We start from the raw sequence: 20,041 nt of genomic DNA, 5'->3' as shown, positions 1-20,041 counted from the left end.
ATTCATCGACCCATCGACCCGTCGCCGAGCGTCGATACGCCGGTTCTCCGCTTGCCAATCCGCGCTCCGGTGCTGACGACGCAACGTTCCAAAGCCGACACCCCGAAATTCGTCACCAGCCGCATACCCGTTGCTCATGACCTGTTCCGGGGTTTCCTGACAGACAACGCTCAAAACCGGTTCAACTTCCCGAGCTCGTCCTTGCTGAGCAACGTCCGCTGCGTCGGCCCGGCGGAGCCGAATCCCAGCAGCGAAACGGCGTTCGACGGATCGTAGCCGACCTGTTCCGACTTGCGCCGCTTCGCGCCGCCATCCGCGCCGCTATCGCCGAAGCCCTCGACCTGCACGGTGATCGTCCAGCGACGCTGGCTGCCGCCCGCCGCGTTGTTCTTCGCGAGGTCCTGCGCGACCTGGCTCGCCGCCGACGCCGCCGCACTCGCGGCAGTCAATGCGCCCGTATTCACGGCCTGCACGAGCGGAATGCCGGTCGACTTGCCCGTCACCTGAATGTTGTCCGCATTCACGACATGCAGCGCCGCGACGTTCAGGTTGCCCGCGCGAATGCCCGCATCGCCCGCATCGACCGTTCCGCGCGGCGCGATCAGGTTGATCGTGCCGTTCGGCGCGCCCGGCACGCTCTGCAGCGTCGCGATGCCTGCCCCCGTCACCTGGCCGCGCGCGTCGACCGTGCAGTAGTGGTTCGCGTCGCACACATACTGCGGCGCCGGCGTGTCGGCCGACGACTTGGAGCCCTTGCCCGCGTTGATGTCGCCATTTGAACTCCAGATCGTCATGTCGCCGCCCTGCTCGGTGAAGATCCGGCTCTGCGCAAGCAGCACGCTCTGGTCGGTGAAGATGTTGACGTCACCTTTTTCGAGCGCGAGGATCCCCATCGTGCCGGGACCGGCGACGACCGTCCCCGTGCCATCGACGACCTGCGGCGGCGCCGAGGCGCTGCCGACGAGCGCCTGCCCGCCCGGCCCGAGGATCGTGATGTCGCCACCCTGCTGGGTCTGGATCGTCGTGCTGCGGATGTCGAGATTGCCCGTATTGGCGGTTTTGTTCGCGCCGTTGGAGCCGCCGCCCAGATTGTTGGCGGTATAGCCGTACGAAGCCGGGAACAGCGTATTGATCGCCTGATAGCCTCTCGCATACTGATCGTGGTACGGACTCGACGCATCGTTGAAATCCTCGCCGACGCGCGTCAGTACGCCAAACAGCACCTTCTCGGCAAAAAGCTGCTGCACATGCGACGGCAATGCCTGGAACTGCTTCCACGCTTCGTCGGCCGTCAGGCGGCCCACCCTGGCCTGTGCCGCCTGCTTGTCGACCAGCAATCCCGTGTCGACGCCAAGCCCCGCGTCGTACTGCTCCATGAACGCGATCAGGGCCGGCGTCGCGCTCGGTATGCCTGCCACGGCGCTGCCCGGCGCGATGTAGGCCGAGATGAACCCCTGCAGATCGACACCCGGCCCGACGCCGAACCGCACGTTGACGTTCGCGCTTTCATGCGGAAGGTTCGGGTTGTTCGCGTTGCCGACCGCGTTGATGCCCGTGAAAACCTGCGTAACCGATGCGGTGTCGGCATGCGCGTTGAACAGTTCGGCCCGGCTCGTCAGCGGACCGATATTGCGCCCGGCTTGCACGTCGAGCCAGCCTGGACCGCCGACCGCCAGCACAGGCACTGCACCGCCGCCGCCATTAGGTATCGGCGTATCGTAGATGTCGCGGCCCGCTACGATGCGGGTCATGTCCGAGCTGCGCAGGTTCTGGCCCAGGAACGCGAGGTTGACGATATCCTGCCCCGCCTGGATGAGCGCCGGCTTGTCGATCGAAAGCGTGACGAGACTCCCGTAGAGGCCGTCACCTGCGCCTGGAATATCTGGCGTACTGGCCACGCCGTTGACGATGCTCCCGTTCAGGCTGTAGATGCGCGCAGGCGTCGAATCGCCGCCGTGCAGCGCATTGAGTGCATGTGCAGCAAGCGTCACATCGGTCGGAAGCGGGACCTTCGCCAGCGGGTTCGTCGGTGACGGCATCTGCGCCTGATCCGCATCCGACATGCCCAGTACGCCGGGCAGGTAGGCCGCGGTGTATTTCGTCGCGACGTTGGAGAGACTCACGGACTGGGTGGCAATCAAATTCATCTGCCCGGTGGCGGACGGATACAACGTGCCGCCCGAATCGATGCCGATGCCGCCGTTGAACGCGGTCAGATTCAGGCTGGCTGGCAATACACCGTTCGTGCCGGTCAGCGTTGCGCCGAGCGTACCGAACCGTACATCGCCCGTCGTGGACAACACGTTCACCGCGGAAGACGAGGAATAGCCTTGGCTGTCGGCATACTGCGAATAATCCGAGAGACTAATGTTCGGCTGTTCGCTGTTGTTGGCTTGCTGGAACGTGCTTGAATAAGACGGATTGAGCATCGCGCCTATATCGACGCCCTGCCGCGCGGTCACGTTCAACACGCCATCCTGCGCGGCAAGCACCGTCGATACGGCAATCGGCTCAGCGCCGAGCATTCGCCACGGCAGGGCGATATCCGCGCCGATGCTTCCACCGGCCGCGATCGCTCCCGTTCCCTTCGCGACGAAGTAGCTGCCGCTCAGGATATCGCCACCCGCCCTCACGGTCAGGTTGCCGCCGCCGACGGTCACCGGGGTGTCGCTGGCATCCTTGTACCAGGTCGTCGGCAGCGATACGGCAAGGTCGGAAATATTGCCGCCCGCGCTGATCGACACATTGCCGCCGACGCTCATCACCCCCTGGCCAAACGCGCCGAAGTCGATCGAACTGCGGGCCAGCGGCGTATAGACCATCGTACCGTCGGTCTTCTTCGTGACCGTCTTGTCCGGCGAGATCTGCATCCACTGCCACCAGTACTGGCTGATGCTGTTGCCGGCCTGCCCCGTCACCTCGCCTGTCGTATCGGTGACGTTCTGCACGCCGTCGACGTTGCGCTGCGCATGAATCGTGATATCGCCGGCCGAATCCGGGTTCACGGTCGGCGTGACCAGAATGTCGGGGCTCCCCGGTGCGCCGCTCATCAGTGCGCTGGCCAGACCCAGCGCGGGCGCACCCTGCGCGGGTGCACCGGCCGTGTACACCACGCCCGGCGCAGTCGTATCGGACAACGCGAAGTCGTTGCCCGCGGCGATGTCGATCGACCCGGTGCCGGTACGAATCGTCGTCGGCTGCAGCAGCGTCCGCCCGTTCGAATCGACATACGCGGTATGCTGGTTCAGCGTCACGTTGCCCGTCGACGCGCCGCCGGAGCCGAATGCCGCAACGGCCTGCAGCGCAAGCGGATTGGCGCTGGCGGTATCCGCGCCCGCGACGATCCGGTACGACGCACTCTGCCCACCGAGGAGCGCCGCGAAACTGATCGGCAACGGGTTGTTGGCGGTCGCGACGTTGGCCGGCGCATTTCCCGGCAACGCGCCGATGTTCACGCCCGTGAACGGGATCGACAACGGCGCGGTCGGCGCGAAGAAGAAGCTGTATACGCCCTTCGGCTGCAGCACGGGCGGAGTGGCCGTCGTAATGCTCGTGACTTGGTTCAGATAGCCGTTATAGACGGAAATGTACTGTCCGTAATCCTTCGGATTCGACGAAGCGACCGGTGGCGTCGGTGTGCCGAACTTCGGAATGACCGTCGTGCCATTCCGCACGAAGCCGACGATGGTGAAATTGGTATAGCCTTTCAGCCAGCTCGGTCCATTCTCGTCGTAATACGCGAGCGCGTAATCCTGATAGGTCGGGAAACTCGACGGAACCGGCGCCGGCGTATTCAGCGGACTGTAGGGCAGGATGTGCGACGTGTACCGGCCGCTTGCCCAGTCGCCATAGTACGTTCCCCACGCATTCGCGTATTGAAGGTAGTCGGAATAGTACTCGGACGCCTGGCTCGTGAGCGGTGCGCGCAACGAAACATTGGGGTCGTACAGCGGGTTTTGCGGATCGCCGGCGAACGAAGCGAGCGACTGGCTCGCCCCGCCGAAGAACTGCACCGTAATCGACGCCGGATCGCTCACGGCCATCAACCCGTTGTACAGCTTCAACGCATCCGCATACGTGCCGGTGGCCGACGCATCCCCCGCCGCCCCGAGGATCGTCGCCACCTGACTCTGGAAGAACCCGTCGGTGATGCTGGCCTGCGCGTCGACATTGCCTGCCGCGCGGAACGTCAGCATCGGCGCGATCGTGTCGTGGTAGCGGTACGCCGGCGTGATCGAGCCGTTGTCGTTCGGCAGCCCGGCGCCGAGATTCCAGTTCGACAGGATCGAGATGTTGCCGTTGTTGATCGTCGCGCCCGGATTGTCCAGCTCGATGCCCGGCACCACGCGGAAGTTCGCGATATTCGACGTCTGCCCGACGAGCGCGGGCCCGCTCGCACCGAGGCCGCGCTGGATGAAATCCATCAGCGTGCCGGGCTGCATCGTCAGCGTTCCGTCGGCGGCCTTCACGATCTGCCCGCCGTAATAGTTCTGGTGATCGGTATTCGCGCTCGTCGGCGAGAAATACATGCCGTTCAGCCCGTTGAAGCCGGCGAACGCGTCCGACTTCACCCCCGCGTAAAGCTGCGCCGGATCGGTCAGCGTGAATTGCGCGCCCGTCGCGGTGTTCGTCACCGTGCCGAGGCCGCTGCCGTTCGGATCGGGCGTGAACGTAAACGTTGCGCCGCCCGCGCCCTGCGCGGTAAACGTGCCGGCCAGCAGGTGCCCCTTGCTGTCGAACCAGCCGGCCGGATCGACGATGCCGTCGAAGTGCTGCGCGCCCGTCGACGCGTCGGTCGTACTCCACACGCCATACGCCTCGAGCGACGTCGCACGCGAGCCGGCGACGCCCTTGGCGTTCTTGAACGCTGCCGGCAACTGCACGTTGACGCTGCCGTCGGCGAGCAGCGGCGCGCGGAACGTCACCGTGCCGCCCGACAGCCCGCCTGCCGTACCGCCCGACACGTCGATCAGCGCGTTTTCGCCGACCCGGATCAGCCCCGCGCGCGACGGATCGAAATTCTCATAGCCATACGTCCCGTTGTACGGATTCGCGACGCCCGGATCGAACACCGCGCTGGTGCCGATGTTCACCGTGCCGCCGCGCTGGGCCGCATCGGTGCTGCGCGCGAGCAGCGTGCCCTCGACATCCACCCCGCTGCGGCCGAACAACGCGATCTTCCCGCCTGCTTGCCCCGACGCATCGATCGTCCCCAGCACGCTCACATTGCCGTTCGCCGTATCCGACGCATTCCCCGCCCCACCATCGGCCGTCAGCGACACCGCATGCGCGGTCAGCGCATTGCCCGGCGACAGCGTCAGGTTGCCCGTCTTCGTGTGCACCGTGATCGACTGGTTCACGCCGCTCGACGCGAGCGTCTTCGCGAGCGCGTCGAGATCCGCCGCGCCCGCGGTGTCGAGCGACAGCGAGCCGCCCGCGTAGCCGTTCGCCGCGCCGCCCTTGATTGCGCCGTTCAGGTTCACCCCTTGCTTCGGCGCCGCCAGCGCCAGGCTGCCCGCCGCACCGCCGCCCTTCGCGCCCGAGAAGTCGAGGGTCGCGCCAGGCTGCACGTCGACCGTGCCCGCATCGGCGGTCAGCTGGATCGACCCGGCCGGCGCGTACTGCGTCACGTCGAAGAACTGCTTCGACACGCCCGCCGCACTCACCGTCGCGCCGCTGCCGATCGTCAGGTTCCCGCTCGTCGCCTGCAGGCTCACGTTGCCCGCCGGCGCGGTAATCGTCGCGCCGTTGTCGAGGAGCGTTCCGCCGATGAAGCTCCACGCGCCGCCCACCGGCGTTTTCGTCAACGCCGTGCCGGGCGCCGCGTTCAATGTCAGCGCGCCGGTCGTCTTCACCGTCGACGCCGAACGCGTATCGGCGAGGTACACCGGCGCATTGAGCGTCACCGGCAGCGCGCCGAAGTCGAACGTGCCCGTGCCCTGCCCGACGATGCCGCCGGTCGCGTTCAGGGTGGCCGCGCCGAATCCGCTCACGGTCTTCGCGCCCGTGCCGAAATCGATCTCCTTCGCGTTGACCGTCAGCGTGCCGCCGCCCGGCGCCGCCGTGCCGACCGGCGCGCCCATCTCGTTCGTGAACGCGAGCTGCGGCGCATTCAGCGTCACGCGGCCGCCGTCGCTCGTGAAAGTGCCCGCGCTCAGGTCGACGCTGTTGCCGAACGTCGCGTCGACGTCGCCGACGAAGCCGATCGCCCCGTAACTGCGCAGCGTCACCAGTTGCGCGTTCGCGAACTGCGCGAGCCCCGCCGGATCGATCACGAACCCCGGCAGGTTCGCCGCCGCCGCGCCCTTCGCGTTCGTGAACGTGATGGCCGAGCCGTCCGCCGTGATCGCCTTCGCCGACAGCACCGCGCTCGGGTCGACCTTCAGGTTGCCGGACGAGTCGAGCAGCAGCGCCTGCCCGCCGGCCAGCGTCGCGCCCGCGCCGACCGTCAGCAGGCCGGTGCCCGTGCCGCCCGTGCGCGCGAGCGGCGCCATCGCGCCGTTCGATACGCGCAGCAGCGCGCCGTCGCCGGCGATCGCGATCGGCTGATCCTTCGCGGCCGGATATTCGCCCGCCGCCGCGATCGACGCGCCCGCATCGACGCGCAAGCCGTTGGCCGCGTTCGGATCCGTGCCGCTCGCATCGGCCTTCGTCACGAGCAGGATCTCGGGCCCCTTCAGCGCGGAATTCGCGTCGTTCGACACGACCACGCTGTTCGCGATCGGCGTGATCGTCACACCTTTCGTCGTCGCCGTGCGCGTGCCGCCGATCAGCAGGCTGCCCGCGTTCAGCGAGCCGAGCTCGTTCGCGCCGATCTGCAGATAGCCCGCCAGCGCCGCGCTGCCGTTGCCGGTGACCTGGATGTCGCGCGACGCGATATCGACTTCGGCCGGCGCGCCGCCCGCGCCGGCGGCGGTGTTCAGCGTCGCGCCGAGCGCGAGCGCGCGGGTCGCCGCCAGCACCAGTTGCCCGCCGTCCACCGGCAGCGGCGGCGTGACGTTGCCCTTCTTTGCCGCCTGCTCGGTGAAGAAGGTGTTAGCGCCCTTCAGCGTGTATTGCGAATACTGCTGCCACACCGGGCCCGACTGCACGCTGAACAGCGTCGGCGTCGCGCTGCGCCCGCCCGTCACTGCGTCGGCAAAGTAGCCGGCCGTGACCACCGTGCCGTCCGGCAGCACCTTGCTCGCGCCCGGCGCGACGTTGCCCGGCGTGCCCGACACCGTCACGCGATACGCGCCCGGCACCGTCGCGTACTTGCCCGGCAGCAGCGTGTAGTAGCCGGCGGCCAGCCCCGGCACGCCGGACAGGTACACCGCCTTGCCGATCGCGTCGTTCATCCCGGCCCGGCCGACGCCGAGCGTGGCCGTCGTGGTGGACGCCGTGCCGTTGTCGTTGAGCTGCGGCTGCACGGTTTGCGCGAACACCGGGTCGTATGCGGCAACGGGCGACTGCGCGCCCGGCAGGATCGCATACACGTTCCCGCCGCCGGCGTTGACCGGCACGGCCGTCGCGCCCTTGCCGTTCGCGTAGCTCACGTTGTATTGCGACAGCACGTCGCGCGTGCCGCCCGTGCCCGGCACCCATTCGGCGGCCTGCAGGTCGCCGCCGCCCGACAGGTCGATCGTCGCGCCCTTGTCGAGCGCCACGCGGCTGCCGTTCACGCCGATGAACTTCGCCGGCGGCGCGCCCAGGTCGGCCGCCGTCGTCCCCGCGAACGGGTTGTACTGCCACTGCACGCCGTCGACGGTCGTGCCGTACGGAATGATCGCGTCGCCGTTCGACACCGAGGTCACGCTGCCTTTCGCGAACGTCACCGAGTCGGTCGCGACGAGCGGCAGGTTGTTGAACTGCGCCTGCGTCGCCGCGTTCGCCGGGTCGCCGACGCCGAACACGAGGGTGCCCGACGGCGCGCGCACCGCGCCGCCCTGCACGATGTTCGTCGCGTCCACCAGCAGCGTGCCGCCGGCCGACAGCGGCGCGCCCGACGTGCCGTTCGACGCGAACGTGACCGCCGTCGGCGCGGGCTTGCCCGTGACCGGATCGATCGGGCCGACCGCATCGACGATGAACGTGCTGCCGGTGGCCGGATACAGGCTCGCCGCGCTGAACGTCAGGTTGCCGGGCGTGTACAGCACGCCGGCCAGCGGCGCGACCGTGCCCGCCGTCGTCACGTTCGTCGAACTGAGCCGGATGTCGCCGCGGCTGTTGAAGTTCGCCTGGCCGAAATTGTTCAGCTGGAACTGATTGCGCAGATCGATGAACGACGCGTTGACGTTCAGCGTCGCATCCGACAGCGCGGCGACCGGCGCCAACCCGGGCGACTGCGTCGTGTTCACCGGGCCGGCCACCGCAACATACGGCGCATCGATCGACACACGCGTGCCGAGCGGCGGCTGCGGCTGCGCGAGCAACGTCGAGAGCACCGTCGGCGGAGTCGAATTGATGTCCGGCTGGCTCGCGGGCTTCGACAGCAGCGTCGTCAGCTGATCCAGCCCAAGCGCCGCGATCCGGCCGGTATTCAGCGTCACCGACTCCGGCAACGTCAGATTGACGTTGCCGGCGAATGCGATCGGCGGCACCGGCGACCTGAGGTGCGACGACGCACCGTCGCCCAGCACGAGATTCGCGATGCCCGAGCCGTTCAGGCTGTCGGCGACGAACTGGATCACGCCGGTCGGTTGCCCGACCGGCAGCCCGGTGGCCGGGTCGATCGCCGTCGAGAAGGCTTGCCCCGGCGCCAGCCCGGCCGGCACGAGCGTCCCGCTCTGCCGCACGACCAGCGCGGTCGCCCCGGCGCTGCTCGCGTTCTGATGCGGCAGGATCGACAGCGTGCCGCCCCGCGCCGGCTCGGCGCCCGCGCGGGCTGCCAGCGTCGCATCGGCAAAGAGGCCATACGCGGCGGACAGCGTGATCGACCCCGCGTCGCTCCACACCGGCTGCGATGCATATGCGCCGTTCGCCTGCAACTGGTCGAAGTTTGCCGACGCGCCCGACGCGTCGATCTTCGAGCCGGCCTGCGCGACCACGTAGCCGGTGTCGCTCGACAGCGTGACCGAACCGCCCGGCAGGACCTTGCCGACGTTCGGCACGACGGCTTGCCCGCCGACCTTGACCGGCGTCGCGAGCGGATTGGCCAGCGCGACGCCCGACACGTCGAGCGTCGCATCGGCGCCGAGCCAGACCGACCGGCTGTCGCTCGGAACGTAGACGCCGAACTGCCCCGGCTGCGCGAACGCGCCGCCCGTGTCCGCGCTCAGCGTGATCGCGCCGCCCGGCGCACGCACCGAACCGAGCACGGTGACTTGCGTCGGCGAGCCGAAGCCGATGCTCGCGCCGGCATCCGCAAGGATCGACGCGCCGGCCGACACCGTAACCGCACCGGTCACGCCCGGATACGACGGCGTCGCGACCGACGGCGTGAGCCACGACACGTAGTTGCCGCCGGTCAGCACGAGATTCGTTGCCTGCCGGTGATAGGCGTCGAGCCGGCCGATCGTCGTCAGGCCGCCGGCCGACAGGTTCGCGCCCGTGCCCGCCTGCCGCAGCGCCGGCAGGTCCGGCACGAGGTTCCGCTGCGTCAGCGCGATCGTCGCGCCGGGTGCGACGACCGAGTCGTAGTACGCGTTCAGCACGTACTTGCCGAAGCCCTGCTGCGCAAAGAAGGTCTCCGGCAGATACACGTCCCACGGCGCGGCCGCCGCCGGATCGCCGCCGATCCGGAAGCCGAGCGCCTGCAGCGACAGCGTGCCGCCGCCGGAGAAACCTTCGCTGAGGATCGTGCCGCCCAGCGCGAGCGTGCCGGCCGTCGGCTGCCTGTCGGGAAGGTTGGCCCCCCCGTCGCCGGTATGCCCGAACTGCTGGGCGAGAGGCGCCACATACGTGCGCAGCGACACATTGCCGGCCCGCCCGGCCGGGATGCCGTCCTGCATCAGCAGTTGACCGTTCGCCAGCATCTGCCCGCCGCTCGAGACGTCGAGCACGCTGCCGGGCCGAAGCAGGATCGAGCCGGTCGTATCGGCGGTGACGCCGTTATTCGCGATCACACTCTCGGTGGCCGACAGCGAAATGCTGCCGCCGTTGATGAACTGGCTGTTGCCGGGCGTCGTGCCCGGCGCTGCCCGCACATTGTTGTTCACCCATTGACCCGCGGTACTGAGCACCGCCTGCGGGCCCACGACGACATTGCCGCCGCTCGTGATCGAGATCGAGCCGCCCGGCGCGGACAAGCGGCCCTCGACGTTGACGTCCATGCCGCCCGTCGAGCTGTTGAGCGTGACGGAGCCGCCCGGCTGCAGGTTCAGTTGCGCATGCTGCTCGACCGCGATGCCCTTGCCGCCCGCCTTGTCCTGGGTCACGTTCAGGTTCGCGAAGCCGCCCTGGTTCAGGGTCGCGGCCGGCACCACCATCGTCGTCAGGAGATCGCGCGGATCGGTGTCGGGCAGCGCTTGCAACGCATGCTTGTCGAGCGGCGTATCGATCGAAAAAGCCGGCGCCAGGTCGCTCAGCTGCGGCGCCCGATCCTGCAGGATCGTGAACCCCGTGATGCCCGACGGCGCGGCGGTGCTGTTGTTCCACGCGAGCGCGGCCAGCGCACCGCCGCCGAGCTTCGGATCGGCGCCGAGATTGAACGTGCCGCCCGACGGCAGGCTGTTGCCCTGCATCTGCTTCGCGCCGCCGAACGCCTGCGCGCTGACGTCGCCGTCGAGCACCAGCGCGCGCGACGCATAGAGGTCGAGCGTGCCCGCGTTGCCGCCGACGATGGAGTCGGCCTGGTACGCGCCCGCCGTCTGCAGCGGGTTGAACCAGGACTTCGTCACGCCCCAGCGCGGGTGGCTCTCGACGTACTGCCCGGCGATCCCCACGTATCGCTCGTACGGGCTCGCCTGCCCGATCGGCACGATCGCGCCGTTCGCATCGACGAGGCGCGTCGTGTTCACCATCCCGCCGGCGTAATGCACATAGCCGCCGTTCAGGTTCATCGACGACCCGGTGGCCGTCATCACGTCGCCGCCCGCGAGCGTGATCGTGCCGCCGTTGGTCAGCAACTGGTCGACGGTGCGCGGAATCAGGTTCGCGTAGCCCGACAGGTTCAGGATCGGGCTGCCGACCCACTGCACGCCGTCGCTGCGCGTGCCCGTCAGCGTGCTGTCGACCACCATGCCCTTCAGCCCGTACAGGAAGCTGTTGCGCAGCAGCGGCGAATCGGCCAGCTCGTTCTGCCCGATCCGGTCGATCGTGAGCAGCGTCTGCGCGATCGGCGCGCCGACGTTCGCGAGGCCCGACACGTCGATCGTCGCGCCGCCGTCCACGTAGATCCGGCCGGGCACCGCGGTCTGGCCGGGCGGCGGCGCCGCGCCGGCCACCTGCGGCACGTATGCCGTCACCGACACGTTCGAGCCCGGCGCCTCGATCAGCGAGCCCCCCTGGAACCATACCGAACCGGCCGTCATCGCGATGCCGCCCGGCGTGAAGGTCGTGCCCGGCGTGGACGTCGCGGTCTGCCCGTTGCTGTCCGGCAGCACCGCCGTCACCGATCCGGGGCCGAAGCTCAGCAGGCCCGCGCGGTGCACGTCGTCGGCGCCGCCGCCGGGCCCGCCCACGACCGCGCCGGCCTGGCCCGGGTACGCCCGGCCCAGCGGATCGTTCGACGCGTACTCGTCGGCGGTCGAGATCGCGATCGTGCCGGGCGTGCTCACGCTCGTCGTCACGCCCACCACGCCGTTCTGCGCGACGCGGCTGCCCAGCAGGTTCACGTTGCCGCGCGCGGCCTGGATGATGCCCGTGTTGGTCAGCGTGCCCGCGGGCGTCACGTCGATCGTCGCGCCGGTCTGCGGGTCGCTCGTGACGATCTGCCCGCTCAGCTCCGGCAGCAGCACCTGCGGATTGTTCTTCCCGGCCAGCCCGTTGGGGCGCAGGCTCACGCCCACGCCGGCCGCGAGCACGACCTGCCCGGCCGTCGCGGTGATGCTGCCGCCGTTCGTCACGTTCGGCGCGGCCACCAGCACGAACCCGCCGTCGCTCACCGTGCCGTTGGCGTGCGTCGTGATCGACGCGCCCGGCTCGATCGTGATGTCGCCCGGCGCCTGGTACGCGCCGGCGAGCGCCGCCTGGGTGCCGAGGCCCAGCACTTCGTTCGGCCGGTTCGACCCGACCACGCCGGTCGAACTGCCCGACTGCGGATACGCGAGGCCGCCGGTCGTGCCGGCCGGCAGGCTGAGGAACTGCTTGTTGCTCGCGACGATGCCGTCCGGCGTCGGCATCAGCTGGTTCTTCGTGTCCAGCAGGTGCAGCGACGACGCCACCAGCGAATGCACGTTGACCTGCGACCCGGCCCCGAACAGCACGCCGTTGCGGTTGATCACGTACACGGCCCCCTGCGCGGTGATGTTGCCGAGGATCTGGCTCGGCCGCCCGCTCGGGTCGTTCACGCGGTTCAGCACGGCCCAGTTGTTCGCGCCGTTGGTCTGCGTGCCGGCCGACTGGTCGAAGTTGAGCGTGGTCTGCCGCCCGACGTTCATCGTCTCCCACGTCAGCACCGCGTTCTGCCCGGTCTGCTTGACGTCGACGTTCACGTGCCCGTTCGCGTCGACGCTCTGCCGCGGCGCGTTCGCATTGAACCAGAGCACGGGGTTGTTCGAATCGCTGCTCGCCCCCGCCGCGACCTGCAGGCCGCCCGGCGCGAGCCCGTTCGGCACCGTCGACGGCAGCTTCGCGGCGGCCGCGGCCGCATTCTGCTGCGCCGCGATCTGCGCGGCGATCGCATGCGCCGCGTAGCCGAGGTTGCGGATCGACGGCTGGCTCGCCTGCAGCGCCTGCTGCGGCGACACGCCGAGATTCGGCACGCCCGGCATGTCGCCCGCCCCGCCGCCCGGCGCGCGCGCCGCCGCCTGCCCGAGGTTCATGATGCCCGCCGCCTGCGCATGCGCGGTGACGCCGGCCGCCAGCACGAGGGCGACCGCCCGGCATAGCGGACGCAGGTCCGATCTCAGGATCGACCGCGAACGAATCGGGTCATGTTGTCGTGCTGTGCGTGCGCGTGCTGCCATTCTCCACCCCGAACCCTAGAAGATTGCGCGCGGCCACGGTCGCGCCGATGTCGACGCCGATCCGCTGCCGCGCATGTCGTTGCGCCTTGAGCAGGCTGCCGGAATCCGAAGACCATACGAAGCCCGCGTGGCAGCGACGTGGCGGGTGCTACGGACCATTCCGGCCGCCGTCGAAAGGTCCGTAACTTTTGTCATGGGCGCGCGCTCGCGCGCGCGGCCAGCGCCGCGCCCACGCGCGCGACGACGGCCGGCCAGTCGCCGGGCCGCGCCTGCCGGAACAGCGTCGCGCCCGGGTACCACGGGCTGTCGTCGCGCTCGAGGAGCCAGCGCCAGTCCGGCACGCGCGGCAGCAGCACCCACACCGGCCGCCCGAGCGCGCCGGCCAGGTGCGCGACCGACGTGTCGACGCTGATCACCAGATCCAGCGCGTCGACGAGCGCGGCCGTCTCCGCGAAATCCGTCAAGGCATCCTCGAACGACGCGACGCCGCTCGCCGCGAACGCATCGGCATCGCGCGGCCGCACTTGCGGCTGCAGGCTCACGAAGGTCGCGTCGAGCGTCAGCAGCGGCGCGAGCGCGGCGAACGGCACCGAGCGGTTCTCGTCGTTCGCGTGGCGCGGGTTGCCGGACCACGCGATGCCGACCTTCAGGCGGCGCGGCGGCGCGATCCCGGCGAGCCGTGCCGCCCATGCGTCGCGGCGCGTCGGGTCGGCATGCAGGTAGCGCGCGTCGGCCGGCACCGTGTCGAGCGTCGTGCGAAACGCGTAAGGCAGGCTCATCAGCGGGCAATGCAGGTCGAACGCCGGCAGCGGCGCCCCTTCGGTGACGACGCGGCTCACGCCGCGCAGCGTGCCGAGCAGCCCCCCGAGCGCGGCCGGCGCTTCGACGATCACGGTCGCGCCGCGGTCGTGGACGAGGCTCGCGTAGCGGCAGAACTGCAGCGTGTCGCCATAGCCCTGCTCCGCATGCAGCAGCACGGTCCGCCCGGCGACGGGTGCGGCGCCGTCCCACATCGGCCGGTCCGCATGGCGCCGGTGCAGCATCGTGTCGGCGGCGCTCCAGCGCGCTTCATGCCGCTTCCAGCCCGTGTCGAAATCCCCCATCAGCAGGTGGCAGAACGCCTCCGAGCGGCGCGCCGCGCCGTGATGCGGATCGCGCTCGCACGCCAGCTGAAAATCGGCCAGCGCCGCGTCGTGTTCGCCGAGCTGCTGGCGCGCGACCGCGCGCGTGAACAGGTGCTGTGCGAGCATCGCCGGCGCGCGGGCCGCCGCCGCATGGCTCGCGTACGCGTCGTCATAGCGGCCGAGCTGCTGCAGTGCCAGCGCGCGGTGATATAGCAGTTCCGCATGCGGCCCCGTCGTCGCGAGCGCGCGGTCGTAGTGCGCGAGCGCGTCGTCGAACGCGCCGAGCGCACGCAGTGCGGCCGCGCGGTTGCGCAGCGCATCGACGTCGTCGGGCGTGCGCGCCAGCGCTTCGCCATACGCGTGTGCCGCGTCCGCATGCCGGTCGAGGCCGAGCAGCGCATTGCCTCGGCCGATCCACGCGGCCGGGTTGCCGCGATCCAGCGCGATCAGCCGGTCGCAGCGCTTCAGCAGCTCGTCGCGCGCGTGCAGCAGGTCGAGCGCGACGCAGCTCGCGAACAGCAGCTGCGCATCGTCCGGCGCGCCCGCGAGCCCTTCGTCGAGGCAGGCGAGCGCTTCGGCCGGGCGGCCGAGTTCGGTCAGCACGACGCCGCACGCATGCACGAGTTCGGGCGTCTTGCCGCGCACGACCATCGCGAGCCGGTAGGCGCGCAGCGCTTCGTCGCACCGGCCCAGCGCGCGCAAGGCATGGCCGTGCTCGACGTGCGCGGCCGGGTCGTCCGGATCGATCCGCAGCGCGTGTTCGACGCTGATCAGCGCATCGGCGGGCCGGCCGAGCAGCCGCAGCGTCTCGCCGCGCCGGCACCATGCGCTCGCGTAGCCCGGTTCGCGGCCGAGCGCGCGATCGTAGGCGGCGAGCGCGTCGTCGTAGTGCCCGAGCGCGCGCAGCGCGTCGCCGCGCGCGAAGTGCGACGCCGCGTGGCCGGAGTCCTGCGCCAGCGCGCGATCGCTCGCGGCGAGCGCATCCTGATGGCGGCCGACGCCGGCCAGCGCCGCCGCATGGTTCGCGAGATTCCACGGTTGACTCAGGCCGCCCCGCATCGAGCGGGCGATCAGCGGCTCCGCACGCGCCGGGTCGCCGAGCCGCAGGTACGCGACGCCGAGCAGGTGCAGCGCCTCGACGTGATCGGGCGCCATCGTCAGCACGCCCTCGTACAGCCGTGCGGCGCCGGCGAAGTCGCGCTGTTCGAGCCGCGTGCGCGCGTTGCGCAGCGCGTCGTCGAGCGCCGCGCGCAGCGTGCCGATGCCCGCGCCGGGCGCGAGCGCCTGCGCCGCGTCGCGCGTGCTCATCGCGCGCCTCCGTCCACCATCGCCGGCAACGCGGCGCGGATCCGCTCGACGACCGGCGCCCACTGTCCGCCTTCCGGCTGGCGGAACAGCCGCGCGCCCGGATACCACGGACTGTCGTCGCGATCGAGCAGCCAGCGGAAATCGGGCGTGTACGGGATCATCAGCGCGAGCGGCCGCCCGAGCGCGCCGGCCAGGTGCGCGACCGACGTGTCGACGCTGACCACGCCATCCATCAGCGCGGTGAGCGCGGCCGTATCCGCGAAATCCTCGAGCGCGTCGCCGACGAAGCGGACCGGCGCAGCATCGAGCAGCGGGCGATCCTCGTCGCGCAGCACCTTCTGCGCGCACACCCATTCGTAGCGATCGTCGAGCAGCGGCAGCAGGTCGGCCAGCGCCATCGAGCGGTTGCGGTCGTTCACGTGCAGCGGGTTGCCGGACCACACGAGCCCGATGCGCGGCCGCGCGGGTTCGCCGAGCCGTTCGCGCCAGCGCGCGATGCGCGCCGGGTCCGCCCGCAGATACGGCACGCCGGCCGGAATCGACGCGAGGTCGGTGCGGAATTCGTGCGGCAGGCTCAGCAGCGGGCAATGCAGGTCGAACGGCGGCAGCGGCGCGCCGCGCGGCACCAGCGCGTCGACGCCGTCGAGCGTCGCGAACAGCGCCGTCAGCTCGACCGGCGATTCGAGCACCACCCGCGCGCCCAGCGCCTTCACGAGCGGCACGTAGCGGCAGAATTGCAGCGTGTCGCCGAGCCCCTGCTCCGCGTACAGCAGGATCGTCTGCCCGTCGAGCGGCAGATCCCGCGTCCAGCGCGGCTGCGCGAACGCGCGCCGGCTCGCGTCGAGCTGGCGGTCGCGCCAGCGCCATTCGTATTCGGCCCAGCCTGCTTCGAAATCGCCGATCGACAGGCACAGGAACGCACGCATGCAGTGCGCCTGCACGTAATCGGGATCGATGTCGATCGCGTCCGCGTACGCCTGCCGCGCCTCGTCGTGGCGGCGCAGCGCGCGCAGCGCATTGCCGCGGTGGAAATGCGTGAGCTTGTCGCGCGGCGACGCCGCGATCACGCGCGTGAAGTCGGCCAGCGCATCGTCGTAACGATGGGTCTCCAGCCGCACCCGGCCGCGCGTGAACCACGCGTGCGCGTAGCCCGGATCGGCCGCCAGCGCGCGGTCGCACGCGTCGTGCGCGTCGTCGTGGCGGTCGACGGCGATCAGCGCGCTCGCGTAGTTGCACAGCACGCCCGGGTTGTCGGGTTCGGCGTCGAGCGCGCGCGCATAGCTGTCGATCGCGTCGCGATAGCGCGCGAGGTGGCTCGCCGCGTTGCCGCGGTTGGCGAGTGCGCGTGCGTGCCGCGGGTCGATCGCGAGCACCCGGTCGCAGCGGACCAGCGCCTCGTCGTGCCGCCCGAGCTGTTCGAGCGCGACCGAGCTGTTGAAGATCGCATCGACGAAACCGGGGCTCGCGGCCATCGCGGTGTTGAAGTCGGCGAGCGCGCGTTCCGGTTCGCCGAGGTCCAGGTACGCGACGCCGCGCAGGAACAGCACTTCGGCGCTGCCCGGCACGAGCGCCAGCGCATGATCGTAGCTTTGCGCCGCGTCGCGGAACCGGCCGAGCCCGCGCAGCGCCAGCCCGCGCGCGCGCAGCGCGTCGAACGTGCGTCCGGCGATGGCGACCGCGTGCTCGCAATCGGCCAGCGCCGCGTCGAAGCGGCCGAGCGCCAGCAGCGTCTCGCCGCGCTTCACGAAGCCGTCCGCGAAGCCCGGCGCGAGTTCGAGCAGGCGGTCGTAGGCCGCGCATGCGTCGCCGTGGCGCGCGAGCTGCGCGAGCAGGCCCGCGCGCTGAAACAGCGCGCGCGGGTGCGCGGGATTGATCGCCAGCGCTTCGTCGAGACGCGCCAGCGCTTCCGGCTCGCGCCCGAGGCCCGCGAGCACCGCCGCGTGGTTCGCGAGCGCGAGCGGCGCCGGCTGCCGCTCGATCGAGCGCCGCATCAGCGTGTCGGCTTCGGGCAGCTGCCCTTGCTGGAATCGCACCGCGCCGAGCAGATGCAGCGCCTCCGGATGATCGGGCGCGAGCGTCAGCAGTTGCGCATACGCCTGCTCGGCATGCTGCAGCGCGCCCTCGCGATGCGCGTTGCGTGCCCGCTCCAGCAGCCGGTCGAGCTGCGCGGCGTCGGATGGACGGATCTCGGGCGACGGCTGCGCGATCGTCGATGTCGCGAGCGGCGTGCCTGCACCGTTCGATGTCATTGTGTGGCCCCCGGGTTGTCGCATGTGTCGTCTAATGTGTCAGCCGGCTGAGCGCGGCCCGCACCGCGTCGATCACGCCCGCCCATTCGCCCGCAACGGACTGGCGGAACAGGCGCGCGCCCGGATACCACGGGCTGTCGAGCCGCTCGCGCATCCAGCGCCATTCCGGCGGGTCCGGCAGCAGCACCCACACCGGATGGCCGAGCGCGCCGGCCAGGTGCGCGACCGCCGAATCGACGGAAATCACGAGGTCCAGCGATGCGATCAGCGCCGCCGTCTCCGCGAAATCGCCGAGCTCGTCGTCCACGCGCAGCACCGGCGCGTTCTCCAGCAACGCGCGCTCGCGTGTCGTCACGTTCTTCTGCAGGCTGATCCAGTCGACGTCGAGGTCGAACAGCGGCGCGAGCCGCGCGAAATCGATCGAGCGGCGGTGGTCGTTCCGGTGTTCCGGATTGCCGGCCCACGCGAGCCCGACGCGCGGGCGGCGCCGGTTGCCGAGCAGCGCGGCCCACTGGCGAACCCGTTGCGGATCCGCGTGGAGATAAGGCACGGGTTGCGGTATCCCGGGCAGCAGCGCGCGCAGCGCGAACGGCAGGCTCGGCAACGGGCAGTGGCAGTCGAACGGCGGCAGCGGCTCGCCGCGCGCGATCACCTGTGCCGGCCCTTCCAGCGAGGCGACGAGCGCGCGCAGCGGCGGCGGCACTTCGAGCACGACGCGCGCGCCCTGGGCGGCGAGCTGCGGCACATAGCGGCAGAACTGCAACGTATCGCCGAAACCCTGCTCGGCATGCACCAGGATCGTCCTGCCGTCGAGCGCGCCGTCGCCGCGCCACGCCGGCTGCGTGAACGGGCGCGCGTGCCGCGCGATCGCCGGATCGCGCAAGCGCCATTCGTACTCCGCCCAGCCGCGCGCGAAATCGCCTTCGACGAGGTGGAGCGACGCGCGCGCGACGCGCGCTTCCACGTCGTCGGCATCCAGTGCGATTGCGCGATCGTAGGCAGCCAGCGCATCGTCCGCGCGCCCGGTCGCGGAGTGAAGGTTGCCGCGGTTGAGCCAGCTCGTCGCATGGTCCGGCCGCAGCGCCAGCGCGCGATCGAGCGAGTGCATCGCTTCGTCGTAGCGGTGCAGGTCCTGCAGCACGCTGCTGCGGTTGGCCCAGGCCTCGGCGAAGCGGTCGTCGCTTGCCAGCGCCGTGTCGTAGCAGCGCAGCGCCTCGTCGAAGCGCTTCAGGAAACGCAGCGCGGTGCCGCGATTGCATTCGATGTCGGGCGCGCCGGGCGCGAGGTCGAGCGCGCGGGCGTAGCTGTCGAGCGCGTCGTCGTAGCGCGCGAGCTGCAGCAGCGCGTTGCCGCGGCACGCGAACGCGCGCGCATCGTGCGGCGCGAGCGCGAGCATGCGTTCGCAGCGCGCGAGCGCCTCGTCGGCGCGGTTCAGCCGTTCGAGCGCGACCGCGCTGTTGTAGAGCGCGTCGATCAGCGCGGGATCGGCGGCGATGGCCTCGTTGAACGCGCCCAGCGCTTCGTTCAGGCGCCCGAGCGCGACGAGCGTCTCGCCGCGCGCCGACAGCATCGCCGCGATGCCCGGCCGGATCCCGATCGCGCGGTCGAAACACGGCAGCGCATCGGCCGGACGCTGCAGCGCGCGCAGCGCGAGCCCGCGGTTGAACCACGATTCGAACGAGCGCGGCTCGACCATCAGCGCGCGGTCATAGGTGTCGAGCGCATCCTGATGACGCCCGAGCGCGCGCAGCGCGCTGCCGCGATTGCACAGCGCATCGAGCACGAGCGGCGACACGGCGAGCGCCCGGTCGAACGCGGCCAGCGCCTGTTCGTGGCGGTGCAGCCCGATCAGCGTATTGCCGAGCCGCACCAGCGTCTGCACGTCGTTCGGCTCGACGCGCAGCGCCGCGTCGAACTGCGCGAGCGCTTCGTCGATCCGGCCGCTTTCCCCGAGAATCGCGCCGAGATCCGACAGCGCCCGCGCACCCGCTTCGATCGCGATCGACTGCCGCAGCAGCGCCTCCGCGTCGGCGGCCGCGCCGCGCTGGTATTGCAGCACGCCGTACAGGTGCAGCGCCTGCGGATGGTCCGGCTCGTTCGCGAGCACGGTGAGATAGTCGCGCGCGGCGTCGTCGAACTGCCCCGCGCTGTGCCGGTTCCTCGCGCGGGTCAGGATCGCCGCCGACGCGTGTGTTCCGGATGCGTGATGCGCGGATGCGCGCACCTGTGCGCCATGTGAGTACTCGCCCGCCACGTTGGCCCCCTTGCCGTCTTGCGGAATCCGTCGCCGATCGCCCGCCGGAAGCGGCGGGTC

General features: G+C 70.5%; 4 protein-coding genes. All 4 read right to left on the bottom strand.

Going from position 1 to position 20,041, the window contains the following annotated elements:
• Positions 1-170: 170 nt before the first annotated feature.
• Positions 171-13,046 carry a filamentous haemagglutinin family protein gene (locus ABFO07_RS20225; RefSeq protein ID WP_430733072.1) on the bottom strand — a complete coding sequence of 4,292 codons (12,876 nt, stop codon included), beginning with the start codon at positions 13,044-13,046 and terminating at the stop codon, positions 171-173.
• Between the two features lie 191 nt (positions 13,047-13,237).
• Positions 13,238-15,478, bottom strand: coding sequence for a tetratricopeptide repeat protein (locus ABFO07_RS20220; protein WP_347469466.1), 2,241 nt, complete (start codon positions 15,476-15,478; stop codon positions 13,238-13,240).
• Complete coding sequence (locus ABFO07_RS20215) at positions 15,475-17,727, bottom strand: tetratricopeptide repeat protein (RefSeq protein ID WP_347469465.1); 2,253 nt, start codon at positions 17,725-17,727, stop codon at positions 15,475-15,477. The genes ABFO07_RS20220 and ABFO07_RS20215 overlap by 4 nt, the downstream gene beginning before the upstream one ends.
• 31 nt (positions 17,728-17,758) lie before the next feature.
• A complete protein-coding gene (locus ABFO07_RS20210; protein WP_330996158.1) occupies positions 17,759-19,981 on the bottom strand; it encodes a tetratricopeptide repeat protein in 2,223 nt (740 codons plus the stop codon).
• Between the last annotated feature and the right edge of the window lie 60 nt (positions 19,982-20,041).

Source organism: Burkholderia stagnalis, assembly GCF_039848545.1.
Lineage (GTDB): Bacteria > Pseudomonadota > Gammaproteobacteria > Burkholderiales > Burkholderiaceae > Burkholderia > Burkholderia stagnalis.
Note: the sequence above shows the minus strand (reverse complement) of the source record. Positions and strands in the feature narration are given on the sequence as shown.